Source organism: Pelagibius sp. (genome assembly GCF_965227505.1).
Taxonomy (GTDB): Bacteria; Pseudomonadota; Alphaproteobacteria; order Kiloniellales; family Kiloniellaceae; genus Pelagibius.
This window is the reverse complement of the sequence record NZ_OZ245757.1, coordinates 1,022,966-1,038,112: the sequence shown is the minus strand read 5'-3', so window position 1 is coordinate 1,038,112 and position 15,147 is coordinate 1,022,966. Positions and strand designations below refer to the sequence as shown.

The window sequence follows — 15,147 nt, the reverse complement described above, 5'->3', positions numbered from 1 at the left end:
GCCGTTCGATTGGTTATGCGGATGCACGAACATATAGGTCTCAAAGCCTGGCTCAGTTGTGAGATTCCGGTGATCAGCGCTGTGAGGGGAGCGCTGTGAAGGGATGGGGGCGCGCAGGGGCCGCGCAGTTCTGCGCCCAGTCTGTGGACGCTTCGCGCCGCATATAATTCCCTGCTGTAGGATAGGCCGGAGATGGCGCTAGGATTGCAGCTGACGCCGAGCGGCCTGTTCGAGAGGAGGCGGCGATGTCCGCACCGCAGTTTGCCACCCACGAGGTGATCAACCAGAGCCCGCCCTTTGAGGATGTGAACCTGTTTCTCAGCGATGCGCCGCTGCGCGACGCGGCGGCGCGGGAAGGCGCCGGGACCGCGCGCGAGGACCTGGCCGCCTTCGGCGCGATGACCGGCTCGGCACGCGGTTTCGAGATCGGCCGTCTTGCAAACGAAAACCTGCCCAGGCTCCTGCGCTTCGACCAGAAAGGCTTCCCCGCGGACCGCATCGAGTTTCATCCGGCCTATCACGAGGCGATGACCATGAGCTGCGCCGCCGGCCTGCACTGCAGCCCCTGGGAACACCTTAAGGAGACCGCTTCCGGGCCGCCGCCGGGGGCGCAGGTGGCGCGTCTGGCGCGGCTCTACATGATGACCCAGATGGAGCCGGGCCACGTCTGTCCGATCACCATGACCAACGCGGCGGTGCCGACCCTTCTGATGCAGGCCGATCTCGCCGAACCGCTGCTCCCCAAGGTCCTCTCGCGCCGCTACGATCCGGCCTTCAAGCCGGTCGCGGAGAAGTCGGGCGCGACCATCGGCATGGGCATGACCGAGAAGCAGGGCGGCACCGACGTGCGCGCCAACACGACGACGGCGCAGCCGGCGGGCAGGGGCGGGCCGGGGGCCGAGTACATCCTGGTGGGCCACAAGTGGTTTCTCTCGGCACCCATGTGTGATGCTTTTTTGATGCTGGCCCAGGCGCCGGGCGGCCTCTCCTGTTTTCTGGTTCCCCGCTTCCGGCCGGACGGCGCGGTGAACCCGCTGCGCCTGCAGCGCCTGAAGGACAAACTCGGCAACCGGTCCAATGCCTCCTCGGAGGTCGAGCTGCAGGGCGCCCATGGCTGGCTGGTGGGCGAGGAGGGCCGGGGCATCGCCACCATCATCGAAATGGTGACCATGACGCGCCTGGATTGTGCTGTCGCCTCGGCAGGTCAGATGCGGCTGGCGCTCGCGCAGGCCATTCGTCACTGCCGTCACCGCAGCGTCTTTCAGAAGCGGCTCGTCGATCAGCCGCTGATGACCCAGGTGCTGGCCGACATGGCACTGGACGTCGAGGCGGCGACGGCACTCGCCTTCCGCCTTGCGCGCGCCTTCGACGAGGCCGCGCAGGACAGCGCAGCGGCGGCCTGGCGACGCCTGATGACGCCAGTCACCAAATACTGGGTCTGCAAGATGGCACCGGCGCTGGGCTACGAAGCCATGGAGTGTCTGGGTGGCAACGGGTACGTCGAAGAGGGGCTGGCCGCACGGCTTTACCGGGAACTGCCGCTGAATGCCATCTGGGAAGGCTCGGGCAACGTCATGTGTCTGGACGTGCTGCGCGTACTCTCCCAGGACGCGGGAACGGCGGCGCTCGTGTTCGATGAACTGGAGACGGCAAGCGGCGATGACCGGGTGCTGGCGTCCGCGCTGCGCGACCTGCGGGAGGTCGAGCCCGAAGGCCTGGGACCGGGAGCGCGCCGCTTCGTCGAACGGCTGGCCGTTACCGCCGCCGCGGTGCTCCTGCGGCGTCACGCACCGGCTGCCGTTGCCGACGCCTTTATATCCAGCCGACTGGTGGATGGCTTTCGCCACACCTATGGCGCCGGCACCGCGCATGCCGACAGCCGCGCCATCGTCGATCGCGCCTTGCCGGCGGAGACGGCCTAGCAATCCGCGGCGTCGTTCTTGCCGCGGCCTTCAACCGTGACGAAAACCGCAGCCTGAGAGAGCGCTGGATGCTCGAGGGGCTGGAAAACCACCAACGGTTGGCGGTAGCCTGAGGGCGCCGAAGGCGGCGGTGGGGCCGTGGGTGCGAGGTGGCCTTTCTGAGAGTGAGGAGCGGGGTTATGGGTCAGGTAATTCGGGTGCGCTTTGCTGCCGGCGGACGGGCAGGTGCTGTGTGTGGGGCCGTCGCCGTTCTGTTGGGCGCCTGTTCGCTGGCCATCGACGAACGGGACGAGATGGCCGAGCAGATCTATGGCAAGACCTGGATCGCCAGCCAGATCGAGGGTGCGCCGGTCGTTCCGGGCATCACCTCCGACCTTCTCATCGCTGCGGACGGAAAGGTCAGCGGCAATGCCGGCTGCAACAATTACTTCGGGTCGGCCATCGTCGATGACGATGCCATGGCCTTCGGCAACCTGGGCACCACCAAGAAGGCCTGCCCCGGAGCGACGATGGGCCAGGAAGACAGAATGCTGCGAGCCCTGGACAGCACGCGGGGCTATCGCCTGGACCGGGACGATCTGCTGCTTCTGGATGCGGGCGGCAACACCGTTCTGCGCCTGACCCTCGGTGAAAGCGCCTGACCGCTTCAGTTTCGACGGACCCGGCCTTTGGCCGACCTCAACCTTTGATCTGCCGGCGGAATTTCTCGCAGAGATCCTCTTCGTCGACCCGGGCCGTGAACCAGACGAAATCGAACCGCCCGGCATCGAAGGACGGATAGTCTGCGGCGCGGTGCACACCCCTTGCCACCTCGACGATGGCAAGGCTGAACACCGGCTCTCCGAGGCGCCAGGGCACGCCCCAATCCTCCCGGACGTGGTGGCCGCCTGCGATCAGGATGGCGCCGTCGCCGCTGTCGGCTTCGCGCAGGCTGGCGCTCATCGAGGCGTCGCGCAGGCGCTGCACGTCGGCCATGGCCGGCAGGTCTTCCTCCGGCACCATGCCGCAGTGCGAGGCCGCGAGTATTTCAGTGAGATCCGCGAGCTGTGTCTGTGAGTACTCCAGGCTCCAGTCGAGCCGCTCGGCGTCCGCGGCGGAGAGGGGCTCGCCGCGCCTGACCTTTCCGGTCATCTCCCGTGAAGCGTTGCCGGGAGCCATGACCATGCCGTGCTTCAGCGCCGCCGCCGCGATGGGGCGGTAGGTGGACCAGGCCGGCCAGCCGCGCGCTTCCCAGGAAAGGGCATCGCCCAGACTGTCGAGAGAGTCCAAAGTCGCGCTGCGAAGCGCCTCGGCATGCTCTGGAGTGGCCATCTCCCAAACCACCGCGGGGCGGCGCCCGGCAGCGCCGACGCCGTCGACGACGCGCGCTTGCAGTCGATGGTGTGCTGGATTGTCGTGCTTTTCTCCCAACAGGACCCATTTGGCCTCGACCGCCGCTGCGACCAGCTCGGCTTCGGTGATCTGGCGGTTTGCGCGGGCGTCCCAGATGCTGCCGACCAGCGGATGGCCTTGAAGCAACAGCCCGTCGCTGCCGGCCGATGCCGGCGCGGCTGAAAGCGCGCACGCCAAAGCCAGACCGGCCAGAGCATTTCTGGCGGCGCGCAGCCGGTCCGCAAAAAACCCGTTCACCATTTCTCTCAGCCTGTCTTCCGCATTCCCTAACAACGAAATAGCGGAACGGACGCGGAAGTCCATACGACAGAGAGTCGCCAATGCCTACTCGGCTGCGACTCTGCCCGGTTCGGCATCGCCGCGGGGGCTCTTATGAAAGGCGCCGTCTTTCATGATCGCCGTCAGGGCCTCGGCCTTCTGCAGCAAGGTCACATCCTTGGCGGGATCGCCGTTCACGAGCAGCAGATCGGCCAGACAGCCTTCCTTGATGAGGCCCGTGTCCATCTCCATCAGCTCGCCGCCCAGCCCGGTTGCCGCGGCGATTGCCTCCAGCGGCGTGAAGTCGAGCAGCTTCACGAAGTGGTCGAGGTCTCGGGCGTTGGTGCCGATCGGATTCCAGGCAAAGCCATAGTCGCCGCCGGGCAGCACCCGCAGCCCGCGTTTGCGCAGCAGCTTCATGTTCTCGATGCACATTTCCAGTTCGCGGGCGAAGTAGATGGCGACCGGATGATCCTTGTCGATGCCCCATTTGGCTCCCTCGCCTTGGGAGGTCGCATACATGATCCCCATGGCCGGGGCGATGAAGATATCGTCCTTGCGTGCCTCCAGCATGTCCAGCGCCTCTTCGTCGCAGAGCGTGGCGTGATAGACCACGTCGACCCCGTTGCGCACGCACATCTTGACCGATTCCGCCGAGCGGGCATGGGCCGCGACCTTTTTGCCGCGGGAGCGCGCGACCTCGCAGACGGCGGCCACCTCGGCCTCGTTCATCACGGTCTGATGCGCGCGGGCGAAAGGCACGAACTCGTCGCCGGAAGGATTGATCTTCAGGGTGTCGACGCCTTCGCGGCACATTTCCCGCGCGGTGCGCAGGAACTCATCGGCACCGTCGCAGCAGATCGCAAAGGTTTCGCGGTACATATGCGCGCGGCGCACGTCGCCCAGGCCGCCTGTCACCGTCAGTTCCGGGCTGGCCGCACGCATGCGCGGCCCGGGTATGAGACCGTCGTCGATGGCGTTGCGGATCACCACATCCAGCCGCGCCTTGGCCGCCGCCGCCGAGAACAGCGCCGTAAAGCCCTGGTCCAGCATCTTGCGCGCATAGGTCATGGTCTTGAGGGTGTGTTCCTCGGGCGGGATGTCGCCGAGCCCCTCCAGATCGGGGGTATCGCAGAAGCTGATGTGGGCGTGGGACTCGATGAGCCCCGGCATCAGCGTCTGGCCACCGCCATCGATGACCGCGGCGCCGTCCCTGGAAAGGCCGTCGGTCGACCTGGCTACGCTCTTGATCCGGTTGCCTTCGACCAGAACCTCGCCAGCGAAAGGCGCATCGCCGGAGCCATCGATGATCTGCACATTGGTGAAAAGCGTCGCACTCATGATCTCTCCTCCCGTTGGCTGGGTCGGTCGACCGAGTCATGCGGTCGCGCCGCCGTCGCTCTTTTGGCCGCAGTGGCTCTTTTGGCCGTAGTGGCTCTTTTGATTGTGCGATGCCGGGGGAGGGCAATGGATTTCGCCCCGTTCGGCAACGGGGCAAGTCTAGCAGCTTTGCGCGGCGGGTTCCTGTGTTTCCCGGGGTGTGCGCCGGGAGATCAGGGAAAGATGTTGAACGACCGCAGCGGTGCGGCGCCGGTCAGGCGGCGCTGCGCTCGCTCTGCAGAGCCGGCGTCTCGGCCGTCGCCTTGCTGTCACGGTGACGGTTGACCACCATGCGGTCGTGCAGCTTGGTGATCATCTGGCTGCCGTACTTCTCAAACAGGAAGGGCAGCAGTGCATGGACCAGACAGGCCAGGCTGGCAATCGCCATGCGCCAGGAGAAGCCCCAGGCCGAGGCCATATGCTGCCAGTAGGTCTCGCCCACCGAGGCCGGATGATCTTCAAAAAGGGAACGCAAAGGCACCGGATCAACTCCACAAGGTCCTGGCTGACCCCGCCGGGGGCGAAGACAGCCGCATTGACGGCAACGGGAGCAAGCATATCGGGGATTCGGAGGTAGGATCTTGCAAATTTGCGGTTATATCGGATAATCGGGGTATGTGATTTCTTCAAAATAGAAATTTGGGGTAAAAATAACCTTGGATGACGTTGACCGCAGAATCCTGAAGGTTCTTCAGTCAAATGCGGACCTTCCGGTCGCCGAGATCGCCGAGCAGGTAGGCCTTTCGGCCTCGCCCTGCTGGCGGCGCATTCAAAAGCTGGAGGCAGAGGGGATCATCGAGCGGCGTGTGGCGCTCCTGAATCCGGAGAAGATGAATGTCGGGGTAACGGTCTTCGTCGCCATCCGGACGTCGCGGCATGATGAGGACTGGCTGACCGACTTCGCCACCAAGGTCACCCGCATTCCCGAAGTGGTGGAACTTTATCGCATGAGTGGCGAGATCGACTACATGCTGCGGATCGTGGTGCCGGACATCAAGGCTTACGATGCTGTCTACAAGCGCCTCATCGCGGCGGTGCCGCTGTTCGACGTCAGTTCGTCTTTCGCCATGGAGGCGATCAAGTACACGACCGCCCTGCCGGTCGACTATGCGACCTGAAACCGCGACCCGAGACAGCGACCCGAGACCGCGACCCGAGTGGGGCCGCTGCGCTGCTGCCGCCGCTACTCCGGCAGTGCGAAGCCGCTGCTCACGCGGTGTACGCGGTAGCGGTTGCCGCTGACGAAGTGCTCGTACTCGAAGACCTCGGGCTCCAGACGGATGATCCGATAAGCGTCGTAAAGCTCCGGGCTGGTGGTGTCGGCCTCCAGCAGGGTGTCCCCATCGATCCACCCCTTGGTGGACAGGAAGTAAACCGGACCGGAAATCGCCCACTCGCCGACCTCGATCTGTTCGCGGTAATCGCCGTCGGGCTCGTAGAAGCGAAAGGTGATGAGAAAGACCCCGTCCGGGAAGGTTTCCACTGTCCAGCGTTTGACCTTGCCGCCCGCCCGCTGCTGCTCACCGTACCAGCGGCCGATCAGAACGTCCCGGGGCGTGATCGCCTCGTCTGACTGCATGGTTTCGGCATCGGCGGTTGCGGGGCCCCGAATGGCGGCATTCACGTGTTGCGCCCACGCGGCCAAAACCAGACAGGCCAAGATCGTGATCACCGCGCCAAGCAGCAGACCCTGACGTTTGCTGTCGACCTTGGCGGCATGGGCCCGCGCGCGGGCCGCTCTGTACTTCCTCATGATCGCCTCCTGCATCGCTGTCACGGCCCTCGTGGCCGTTAACCATACCCTTGAAACTGCAAGGATATTTTAACCGATCATTTACGATTTGGCGACGGTTTCGCTGAGCAGGCAGAGAATCTCATACATCATGGTGGCGCCGACCAGGGCGGTGGCCCCGCTGGGGTCGAAAGGCGGGGCGACTTCGACCACGTCGCCGCCGACAAGGTTAACGCCGCGCAGGCCGCGGATCATGCGCTGGGCCTCGTGGGTGGTGAAGCCGCCGATCTCCGGCGTGCCGGTCCCGGGGGCATAAACGGGGTCCAGCCCGTCGACGTCGAAGGAGAGGTAGGTCGGCCCGTCTGCGACGACGCGGCAGGCTTCCTGGATGACCGCATCCACGCCGAGATCGTAGAATTCCTCGATGGTGATGACCCGGATCCCCTGTTCGAGACCCCAGTCCATGTCGTGGCTGGTGTAGAGCGATCCGCGGATGCCGATCTGCACCGTGCGCCTGGGATCGAGCAGGCCCTCTTCGATGGCACGGCGGAAGGGGGTGCCGTGTGTCAGCTTGTGTTCGCCGAAGTAGCGGTCGTTGGTGTCGGTGTGGGCGTCGAAATGCACCATACCGACGGGCTCCGCGCGGGCGATGGCGCGCAGGATGGGCAGGGTGACCAGATGATCCCCGCCGGCCGAGAGCGGCACGATGCCGGCGGCATGCACCTGGCGGTAGAACGTTTCGATACGGTCGATGGTGTCGTTCAGGTCGATGGGGTTGACCGGCGTGTCGCCCAGGTCCGCGCAGTTCGCCAGGTCGAAAGGCTTGATGCCGCTGACATGGTGCACGTTGCGCACGAGGGTCGAGAGGTCGCGGATCTGGCGCGGACCGTGGCGGGCCCCGGCGCGGTTTGTCGTGCCCCCGTCCCAGGGTACGCCGATCAGGCCGATCTGGACGTCTTCCGGCTCGTCCAAGGGAACGTGCGGCAGACGCATAAAGGTGGGAATGCCCGCAAAGCGCGGCAGGGCGAAGCCGGAGACCGGTTTGTAAGAACGGGGCTTTTTCGCCATGAAGTGATTTCGGTCCCGAGGCTCGTGCATGCAGGCGGCACTGCATACAACCGCCTGACAGGGTGACGCGAAGGCGGGACGCGCACAACACGCGCTTTCTGAGAAACAGTGAGGGGCGCTTCGTCTTTTGGTCGCGCTTGGCCGGTGGTCGCGCTTGGCCGGTGGTCGCGACTGACCGGGTCAGCCTGGCCCGGGAACTGCGCGGCTTCGCGCCGGATCCCAGAGGTAAGGCGGGTGCTGGCCGACCAGATGCAGGCCGCCGACCCAGCGATCCAGGCGTCCCTGATCCAGCCAGTTGCCTTGGCCATCGAGAAGACGGCGGCCCAGATCCGTCAGTTCGATTGGATCGCGCCACTCTGAGAACGCAGTAACCGCCGGTGCCGGCGCTTTGGCCAGCCCGGCGAGGATGGGCCAGAACATGGCATCCCCCAGATAGGGTTGGGGGTCCAGATCCCTCATGAGCCTGCCGAAAACCCTGCCCGGTGTGGCCGCCCCTTCGGCGATCGCGGTCAGGGCGAGCTGCTCCGTCAGTCCCAGCCCGCTGTCGATCCAGGGCAGCTCCTGCAGGTGGCGCCGCAGGGCCGCCCGCGCAAAGGGAAGGGTGCCGCCGACCGCCTGCAGGCTGTCCTGCAATGCCAAGGGGTCACCGCTGCTGTAGCGCGCCCAGAGTACCGCCGCTTCGTCAAACTGAGCTTGGGTGATGGCCGCTTCGCGTCCCCACAGCTGAGCCAGCTGGTCGGGGGCAAGCTGGCCCAGGCCGATGAAGCGGTCGATGCCCGCAAAGCCGTCGATTGCGATCAGGTAAAGGCGATCCTGCAGCGCGGGCCGCTTGCCGAAGTCTGCAAGGAGACGCAGGAGGATCGCCTGATCGTAGAGATCGTGCTCGAACCAGAGGACGATCCTGGTATAGCGATCCAGGTGCTTCAGCCCCCAGGCCTCGGCTTCCAGCTTCTCAAATACCTGGTCAGCATTGCCGATATCCTTGTAGGTCGAGGCGATCACGTCGGCACGGTGACGGCGCAGCGCGCCGGGCGCGTGCATCGGGGAAAGCGGCCCCTGGCAGAGCGGGTCCGACACCTCGAGAAAGCTTCCGGGGATGCCGGCCTCCCGCAGGCCTTCGTAGATGTCGCTGCCGCAGCGGACATGAAGCAGCGCGTCGTCCGCCGGATTCAGCGGACGAAAGGGGGACGCATCAAGGGCGGCTGCCTGGGCCATCGCTCACTCCTGCAAACCTGCGCTCACCCGATGTGCGCAGAGCTGCAGACTGCATAGCATAGGCCCCCTGCGATTGCAGTGTCCGTTCGGTGTTCGCGACAGACGATGTCCCGGTCCCCGGAACAGTCTCCGCACCGCAGGGCTCACGTTGGACTTGCGAACCCTGCGGCGCGGAAGACCCGGGCCGTTCGGCGTATCAGCCGGTCGACTCGTGGCACATACCCCAGGTCTGTTGGGGCCCGTTGGTGCCGGGCGGCTTATAGGTGCCGCTGCACGACGCGATCAGATCGTCCGTGCATTCGGCATAGCCGCCGGGACCGGAGCCTTTGCCGCAGTACCAGTCCGCCAGTTCATGCGGCGGCGCGGCGAAGCTGCCGGGCCCCGTGGGCCGGCCGGGACGCGCTTTCAGCTTTGACATGCCTTGGCTTTGCGCGCCGAGAGTCCGCCCGGGTTTGTGCGGCAGCGCGCGCAGTTTCATTGCGTCACCTGCCTGGGCCCCGTGTGATGGGGGAAGAGGCCGGTTTTCTCCGGCTTGGGCTTCGGCCAGGGTGGCTGAAGCCAAAAGGGAGACCGCAACGGCGAGGACCGGGGCGGTGATCAGCAGGCGGCAGCCTGCTCCAACGGTGCTACGCATGATCCATCTCCTCGTTCACTGACTGATCCGTCCTGGAAGGGAAGCGTGACCTGCGTAGTTCTGTCGTCTAGACGGTGCTCTTAGGTTCAAGGACGCTTGCAACTATTTGCGCCTTGCCCCCGACGGCGCATGACGGCAGGGCTTACCCCTTTCGGGTCTGCCGCCATGGCTCAACAGATTTGTCACTTTTCAGCGGCGCGTCTTTGTGGCACAAGACACCTTCCGTCGGGCGCCGTGCGCGCGCCTTTGGCAAAGACTTTTAAGAAAGAGGGATAGCGGATGCCTAGCACCATGTTCGACATCGTCGCGTCCCGCGTCTTTGCGCCACCCAATTAAGGCGGTGGCACCTCGGCCCGGGACGTTGACCGGGCCGGCGGATCTTTCCATTCCAGACCTTTCAGGCTCACGTGGCACCCAGCCTCTGCACGTGCGCCTCCTGACCTTCTCCGCTTGAGCCTTCGGTCGCTCTCCCTGTGTGGTGGCGCTCGCCGCGCCGCCTGAGATGGTTCAGAAGATAAGGAGGCTGCCGCGCAGGGTGAACTGCGGGCGGCACGGACAAAACCATGAAGGACAAATTCGGTTTCCGCGACGCCGCGGCTTTTGTCGGCCGTTACTGGCTGCAGGTTCGCTGGCTGCTCGGCGGCGCATTCTTCACGATGGCCCTGGCGACGCTCTGCGACGTCTTCCTGCCACTCTTCGCAGGCAGGCTGATCGACGCGCTGGCGGACGTCGCGCTCAGCGAACGGGGCGCCCAGATCGGCGCGGCCTATGCCGCGCTTGCCGCCTTTATCGGCATCTCGCTCGGGTTCTATGTCTTTCGCGAGGTGTCCTATCGGTTCTGGATACCGCTGGCGACCATCACCATGCGGCGGATCGTCTGCGACGCCTTTTACCGCGTGCAGAGGTTCTCCGCCGACTGGCAGGCCAACGCCTTCGCCGGCGCGACGGTGCGCAAGATCTCGCGCGGCATGTGGGCCTATGACGAGTTCGCCGACACCATCTACATCGGCTTCCTGCCGGCCGCCATCGTTCTGGTCGGGGTGACGGCGAACCTGATGGTGCACTGGCTGCTGATGGGCGTCTTCGTCCTGGTCGCGTCCATCACCTACGTGGCGGTGAGCATCGCCTTGGCGTCGCGCTACGTGGCCCCGGCCAACGTCGTTATGAACAAGTCGGACTCGGCGATGGGCGCTGCGATGGCCGATGCGGTGACCTGCAACGCGGCGGTGAAGTCGTTCGGGGCGGAAGTGCGCGAGGACAGCCGCTTCTTCGACGTCGCCGATCGCTGGCGCCGCCTTGCCCGCCGGGCCTGGTCGCGCGAGATCAACAGCGGCACGGTCCTTTCGGCCATGTCGTTGCTGCTGCAGGCCGGCCTGCTTGTCTTGGCGCTGTGGTACTGGTCGAAGGGGCTGGCCACGGCCGGCGACGTCACCTTCGTGATGACCAGCTATTTCGTCGTGCACGGCTATCTGCGTGAAATCGGTCACCATGTCCGCAACATGCAAAAGGCGATCAACGAGATCGAGGACCTGGTCGGTTTCGAGAAGCAGGATATCGGCGTCGCCGACCGCGCAGATGCCAAACCGTTGGCCGCCGATCAGGGCGCCATCGCCTTCGACGGCGTGACCTTCCGCTACGGCAATCAGCAGCAGCCGATCTATGCCGACTTCTCGCTGCAGATCGCAGCAGGGGAGCGTGTGGCGCTGGTGGGGCCCTCGGGAAGCGGCAAGTCGACCTTCGTGAAGCTGGTGCAGCGTCTTTACGATGTCGATGCCGGCCGCATCCTGATCGACGGGCAGAACGTGGCGGAGGCGACGCAGGAGAGTCTGCGCAGGGCGATCGCCCTGGTACCGCAGGACCCGGCGCTGTTTCACCGCAGCCTTGCGGAGAACATCGCTTACGCCCGCCCGGAAGCGAGCCAGGCCGAGATCGAAGCGGCGGCGCGGCGCGCCCATGCGCACGACTTCATCGCACGGCTGCCCCAGGGCTACGAGACCCTGGTGGGCGAACGCGGCGTGAAGCTCTCCGGCGGCGAGCGTCAACGGGTTGCCCTGGCCCGCGCTTTTCTGGCCGATGCGCCGATCCTGATTCTCGACGAGGCGACCAGCAGTCTCGACTCGATCACGGAAACCCAGATCCAGGAAGCGATCGAGGAACTGATGGAAGGGCGCACCACGATCGTCATCGCGCACCGTCTGTCGACGGTGCGCAGCGTCGACCGCATCCTGGTCTTCCGTGACGGCGCGATCGTGGAACAGGGCAGCCAGGCGGAGTTGCTGGCGCGCCAGGACGGCCACTTCAAGAAACTGCATGCCATGCAGGTTCAGGGTCTTGTGCTGGACGGCAGCTAGCGGCTGTGGAGGTCCGGGTTCTGCCGGTTTTCCGCGCAGAATCTGAAGTGAAAGAAACAAAAAAACGGATGGCGAGACACAGAGCAGAAACAAGCCGCGCCTAAATTCCTCGTCATTGACCTGCCCCTATCCCGGAAGGCTAACCCCATCTCCCAGCAGTCCGGGATACCAGGGATTACCCAGTCCCTGGGTTGGTGGGGTGCCGCGACCAGCGGTACCCCACCACCATTTTTGAAAAGTGCCCTATTTCAACGCAGTATAGAAAAGCTCGCCGCCTCCTCTATTCATCGAGGAGGCGCTTTTTTGTGCGCTCAGCGGAGGAGGGATGCGGGCGAGAACAGCACACCGAACTGCTCGCACCAGATGACCACCGAATTGTACTTCGACAGATCGGTCCCGGCGGGAATGTCGTAGTTCTGATCGCCGATGTTGCCCTTCAGTTGGCCAAGAGCCAGCCATTCGCTTCCGGTCACATCCGATGAGGCGGTGACGTTTTCCGCCGCCACCAGCCAGACCTCCAGGTCCGGGCCGTTTGTCACTTCGAAGTCGCTGAGCCGCAGCGTGTGCCGGCCGTCCGTGCCTTCGAAGATCGTCGCCGTGCCGCGGCCGCGGTGGGCGGCATCGGCATCGGAGAAGGTGCCGCGTGCCAGGATCCGGGCTGTTTCGGATTGGGAAATCCCCTCATCGACCACCTGGTCGATCCACAAAGGGCTGGCCAGATACCAGAAGGCATTGCCGGCAACGAAGCCGACTGTGCCGGCGATAAATGCGACAAGGATGAGTTTCTTCATCAGAAGGTGTCCTTCGCTGATCCGGTGGCCCGGAAGTCGTTGTTCATCTGTAACGTCCCTAAACGCAGGCGTGTGGGGAGACTTTGCAGGCATCGATACTCCCCAAGGCGATGGCCTGTCGACGGCGCAGATGGATGCGGGAACGATCAAGGTCCCGTCACGTTTGGGTGAAACCCGCGCGAGGACTCGCCTGTAATCGCGGCGCGGGGCCCTTGCGGGCGTCGGCATGCCGATGACCTCGGCCAAGCGCGTTCCGGCCAGGAGCAACTGCAGTGAAACGGGGTCAGGTCTTGCGCAAATCGAATGCGAAGGATAGGCTCCAATCCATGGCGCGACCTTTGCGACTGGAGCGGCCTGGCGCGGCCTACTTCATTTCCACCCTTGGCAATGCGGGCCTGACCGTCTTCCGCGGGCCGGAGGACTCGCGCCGGTTCCTTGAGGTTCTGGGCGAGACCTGCGCCCGCCATCAGTGGCGATGCCTGGCCTACTGCCTGCTGCCCGACCGCTATAACCTGGTCGTCGTGACCGAGGCGCCGACGCTTTCGCGCGGCATGCGGCAGATCAACGGGCGCTACACACAGGCCTTTCACCGGCGCTATGGGACGGCGGGACACCTGTTCCAGGGCCGCTACCGGGCGGTGATGGTCGAACCGGGGCCTCACCTCGTTGCGGTCTGCTGCGAGGTCCTGCGTCAGCCGGTGGTGCTGGGCCTGGCCCCCGATGCGTCCGCCTGGCGCTGGTCCAGCGCCCGTCACTGCCTGGCCCGCAGGGAGCACGCTGGCCAAGGGCGCGATGGTGAGGCTCCGCCCTGGCTCGATCGCGCCGGGCTTCTGCGGGCCTGCGCCCCCGATCCGGGTCAGGGCGATCCGGAACGGGCGAGAGAGCGCCTCGCGCGGGAGATCGGGACCGAGCCCCAGCCGCCGGTCTGGGAGCATCTGCGTCATCAGGTCTTCCTGGGCTCGGAGGTTTTCGTCGAAGCGATGCGCGAGGAGGCTCGAAGCGCCGCGGCCGCAAGGGGCAGTCTTGCTGAGATCCCCCGTGCGCAGTGGCAGGCCCCGCCGCCGCCGCTCCAGGACTTTGCCGAGCAGGCGCAGAGCCGCGACGAAGCCATGGCCCTGGCCTATCAGTCCGGACACTATAGTCAGGCCAGCATCGCGGCCTATTTTGATGTACACTACAGCTCTGTAAGCCGCGCGATCCGGCGCCATGAACGTGCCCGTGCGGAGGAGCGCCAGGATGCGTGAGCCGGACCGCCGTCGCGGGGCGCGCAGGAAGAGGAGACGAAACCCGTGCCATTGCTGAGAAGGCTTCTGTTTTCAGCAGCGCGCCGCTTGGCGGAAGACCCCGAGATGCAGGCCAAGGCCGCGGACGTCTATGAGCGGGGTGTGAAGCCGAAGCTGAACGCGGCCAAGGACGAACTCCGCGACCTGACCAGCGAGGTCAACCCGCTGGACGATCCGGCCGGTTTTGCGCGGCGTCTCGGCCAGCGTATCCGCGACGTGAACAAGCAGGACTGAACGCCGCACGCAGGGTCCGCGCCGAATGCCGGGTCTGGACCTCTCTTTTCCGGGCCTCCCTTCTCCGGGCCTCTCTTCACAGAAGCTTCACGATCTTGCCGCCCGCCCGCTTTGGGTTTTGCTAACCCTTGATGGTATAGTGGGCGTTTGGGCTGGCGCCGCTTCGGCAGCGGCGGCGCCTGCCTGGTGTAACCGATGCTGCTAGGAGACCTGGTATTTCCGGCGGGTTCACAGAGGCCGAGCGCCAGCGCTTTCACAATCTGCTGCATTTGGCGGCGGAGAGCCCGTTTGAGGGCGAGCGTGCCAACGCCCTGGCCGCGGCGACGCGGCTGGCGGCGCGCTTCGGTCTGACCCTGGACGAGGCGGCCGCCGGCGGCGCCCTGCAGGAACCACCGCCGGACCTTGACCGCGGCGATGCGCATATGGCCGAGGATGTCGGCTTCCGGCCGGAGTCCCTGGACCGTTTCGCCCGTGCCGTCCATCTGATGGACAGCTTCATCTCCGACGACAAGGCGCGGCGCGAGGCCGCGCTGCGGGAGGCCCAGGCGCGCGGCCTGGATGCCGAGGAACTGCGCCGCTCGGTGGCCAGCACCACCGTACGCTGGCGCGCCAAGGCGCGGCGCATGAACCCTTATCGTCATGCGGCCACGCTGCTGCGCGAGACGTCGCTGTCGTTCCGGGAGATCTCCAGCATCACCGGCCTCGATATCTACAAGGTCGTCGGCCTGAAGCTGAAGCTTCGGCAAAGCCACCGGTCTTTCGGATAGCCGTTCCCCGCGCAGTTTGCGCGAATGCCCGGCAAATGCGGTTTGCCTGAAGGCAGTGCCGGTTTCCGGTCCCTTTCTACCCTCGCTTTTCCGTCAAATTGCCGTGGTCTGTGACAAGAT

The 15,147-nt window shown here is 65.3% G+C and carries 15 protein-coding genes; 7 read left to right on the top strand and 8 right to left on the bottom strand.

Going from position 1 to position 15,147, the window contains the following annotated elements; all coding sequences use genetic code 11:
- Positions 1–245: 245 nt before the first annotated feature.
- Both ACO06P_RS04965 and ACO06P_RS04960 read left to right on the top strand, forming a co-directional pair.
- Complete coding sequence (locus ACO06P_RS04965; protein ID WP_420348900.1) at positions 246–1,922, top strand: isovaleryl-CoA dehydrogenase; 1,677 nt, start codon at positions 246–248, stop codon at positions 1,920–1,922.
- 179 nt (positions 1,923–2,101) lie between these two features.
- On the top strand, positions 2,102–2,563 hold the full coding sequence (locus tag ACO06P_RS04960) for an META domain-containing protein (RefSeq protein ID WP_420348899.1): 462 nt from the start codon (positions 2,102–2,104) through the stop codon (positions 2,561–2,563).
- A 37-nt stretch (positions 2,564–2,600) separates the two neighbouring features.
- On the opposite strand, the gene ACO06P_RS04955 is transcribed toward ACO06P_RS04960, so the two are convergent.
- The 3 genes from ACO06P_RS04955 to ACO06P_RS04945 all read right to left on the bottom strand — a co-directional run bounded on the left by ACO06P_RS04955 (position 2,601) and on the right by ACO06P_RS04945 (position 5,433).
- A complete protein-coding gene (locus tag ACO06P_RS04955) occupies positions 2,601–3,554 on the bottom strand; it encodes a ChaN family lipoprotein (RefSeq protein ID WP_420348898.1) in 954 nt (317 codons plus the stop codon).
- Between the two features lie 84 nt (positions 3,555–3,638).
- Positions 3,639–4,913, bottom strand: a complete 1,275-nt coding sequence (locus ACO06P_RS04950; protein ID WP_420348897.1) for an amidohydrolase family protein — start codon at positions 4,911–4,913, stop codon at positions 3,639–3,641.
- A 253-nt stretch (positions 4,914–5,166) separates the two neighbouring features.
- Complete coding sequence (locus ACO06P_RS04945) at positions 5,167–5,433, bottom strand: DUF6356 family protein (protein ID WP_420348896.1); 267 nt, start codon at positions 5,431–5,433, stop codon at positions 5,167–5,169.
- 175 nt (positions 5,434–5,608) lie between these two features.
- Here ACO06P_RS04945 and ACO06P_RS04940 point away from each other — a divergent pair, with 175 nt between their 5' ends.
- Positions 5,609–6,070, top strand: a complete 462-nt coding sequence (locus ACO06P_RS04940; RefSeq protein WP_420348895.1) for an Lrp/AsnC family transcriptional regulator — start codon at positions 5,609–5,611, stop codon at positions 6,068–6,070.
- Positions 6,071–6,135: 65 nt separating this feature from the next.
- Here ACO06P_RS04940 and ACO06P_RS04935 read toward each other — a convergent pair whose 3' ends face one another.
- The 4 genes from ACO06P_RS04935 to ACO06P_RS04920 all read right to left on the bottom strand — a co-directional run bounded on the left by ACO06P_RS04935 (position 6,136) and on the right by ACO06P_RS04920 (position 9,601).
- Positions 6,136–6,705, bottom strand: a complete 570-nt coding sequence (locus tag ACO06P_RS04935) for a hypothetical protein (protein ID WP_420348894.1) — start codon at positions 6,703–6,705, stop codon at positions 6,136–6,138.
- An 81-nt stretch (positions 6,706–6,786) separates the two neighbouring features.
- Positions 6,787–7,752, bottom strand: coding sequence for an agmatinase (gene speB / locus ACO06P_RS04930; protein WP_420348893.1), 966 nt, complete (start codon positions 7,750–7,752; stop codon positions 6,787–6,789).
- A gap of 180 nt (positions 7,753–7,932) precedes the next feature.
- Complete coding sequence (locus tag ACO06P_RS04925; protein ID WP_420348892.1) at positions 7,933–8,967, bottom strand: DUF1835 domain-containing protein; 1,035 nt, start codon at positions 8,965–8,967, stop codon at positions 7,933–7,935.
- A 196-nt stretch (positions 8,968–9,163) separates the two neighbouring features.
- Complete coding sequence (locus ACO06P_RS04920) at positions 9,164–9,601, bottom strand: hypothetical protein (protein ID WP_420348891.1); 438 nt, start codon at positions 9,599–9,601, stop codon at positions 9,164–9,166.
- Between the two features lie 563 nt (positions 9,602–10,164).
- On the opposite strand from ACO06P_RS04920, the gene ACO06P_RS04915 reads away from it, so the two are divergent.
- Positions 10,165–11,952 carry an ABC transporter ATP-binding protein gene (locus ACO06P_RS04915; protein WP_420348890.1) on the top strand — a complete coding sequence of 596 codons (1,788 nt, stop codon included), beginning with the start codon at positions 10,165–10,167 and terminating at the stop codon, positions 11,950–11,952.
- A 311-nt stretch (positions 11,953–12,263) separates the two neighbouring features.
- Here the strand turns inward: ACO06P_RS04915 and ACO06P_RS04910 are convergent, their stop codons facing one another.
- On the bottom strand, positions 12,264–12,743 hold the full coding sequence (locus tag ACO06P_RS04910) for a DM13 domain-containing protein (protein WP_420348889.1): 480 nt from the start codon (positions 12,741–12,743) through the stop codon (positions 12,264–12,266).
- 326 nt (positions 12,744–13,069) lie between these two features.
- On the opposite strand from ACO06P_RS04910, the gene ACO06P_RS04905 reads away from it, so the two are divergent.
- The 3 genes from ACO06P_RS04905 to ACO06P_RS04895 all read left to right on the top strand — a co-directional run bounded on the left by ACO06P_RS04905 (position 13,070) and on the right by ACO06P_RS04895 (position 15,027).
- Entirely contained in the window at positions 13,070–13,987 is a 918-nt protein-coding gene (locus tag ACO06P_RS04905) for a transposase (RefSeq protein WP_420348888.1), read from the top strand.
- A gap of 45 nt (positions 13,988–14,032) precedes the next feature.
- Positions 14,033–14,260 carry a hypothetical protein gene (locus tag ACO06P_RS04900; protein ID WP_420348887.1) on the top strand — a complete coding sequence of 76 codons (228 nt, stop codon included), beginning with the start codon at positions 14,033–14,035 and terminating at the stop codon, positions 14,258–14,260.
- 269 nt (positions 14,261–14,529) lie between these two features.
- Complete coding sequence (locus tag ACO06P_RS04895) at positions 14,530–15,027, top strand: hypothetical protein (RefSeq protein ID WP_420348886.1); 498 nt, start codon at positions 14,530–14,532, stop codon at positions 15,025–15,027.
- Positions 15,028–15,147 lie beyond the last annotated feature (120 nt).

Coding starts and splice junctions, on each gene's coding strand:
- ACO06P_RS04905 (WP_420348888.1), top strand. CDS start 13,070: ATGGCGCGACCTTTGCGACTGGAGCGGCCTGGCGCGGCCTACTTCATT.
- ACO06P_RS04910 (WP_420348889.1), bottom strand. CDS start 12,743: ATGAAGAAACTCATCCTTGTCGCATTTATCGCCGGCACAGTCGGCTTC.
- ACO06P_RS04965 (WP_420348900.1), top strand. CDS start 246: ATGTCCGCACCGCAGTTTGCCACCCACGAGGTGATCAACCAGAGCCCG.
- ACO06P_RS04955 (WP_420348898.1), bottom strand. CDS start 3,554: ATGGTGAACGGGTTTTTTGCGGACCGGCTGCGCGCCGCCAGAAATGCT.
- ACO06P_RS04960 (WP_420348899.1), top strand. CDS start 2,102: ATGGGTCAGGTAATTCGGGTGCGCTTTGCTGCCGGCGGACGGGCAGGT.
- ACO06P_RS04915 (WP_420348890.1), top strand. CDS start 10,165: ATGAAGGACAAATTCGGTTTCCGCGACGCCGCGGCTTTTGTCGGCCGT.
- speB (WP_420348893.1), bottom strand. CDS start 7,752: ATGGCGAAAAAGCCCCGTTCTTACAAACCGGTCTCCGGCTTCGCCCTG.
- ACO06P_RS04920 (WP_420348891.1), bottom strand. CDS start 9,601: ATGCGTAGCACCGTTGGAGCAGGCTGCCGCCTGCTGATCACCGCCCCG.
- ACO06P_RS04925 (WP_420348892.1), bottom strand. CDS start 8,967: ATGGCCCAGGCAGCCGCCCTTGATGCGTCCCCCTTTCGTCCGCTGAAT.
- ACO06P_RS04935 (WP_420348894.1), bottom strand. CDS start 6,705: ATGAGGAAGTACAGAGCGGCCCGCGCGCGGGCCCATGCCGCCAAGGTC.
- ACO06P_RS04950 (WP_420348897.1), bottom strand. CDS start 4,913: ATGAGTGCGACGCTTTTCACCAATGTGCAGATCATCGATGGCTCCGGC.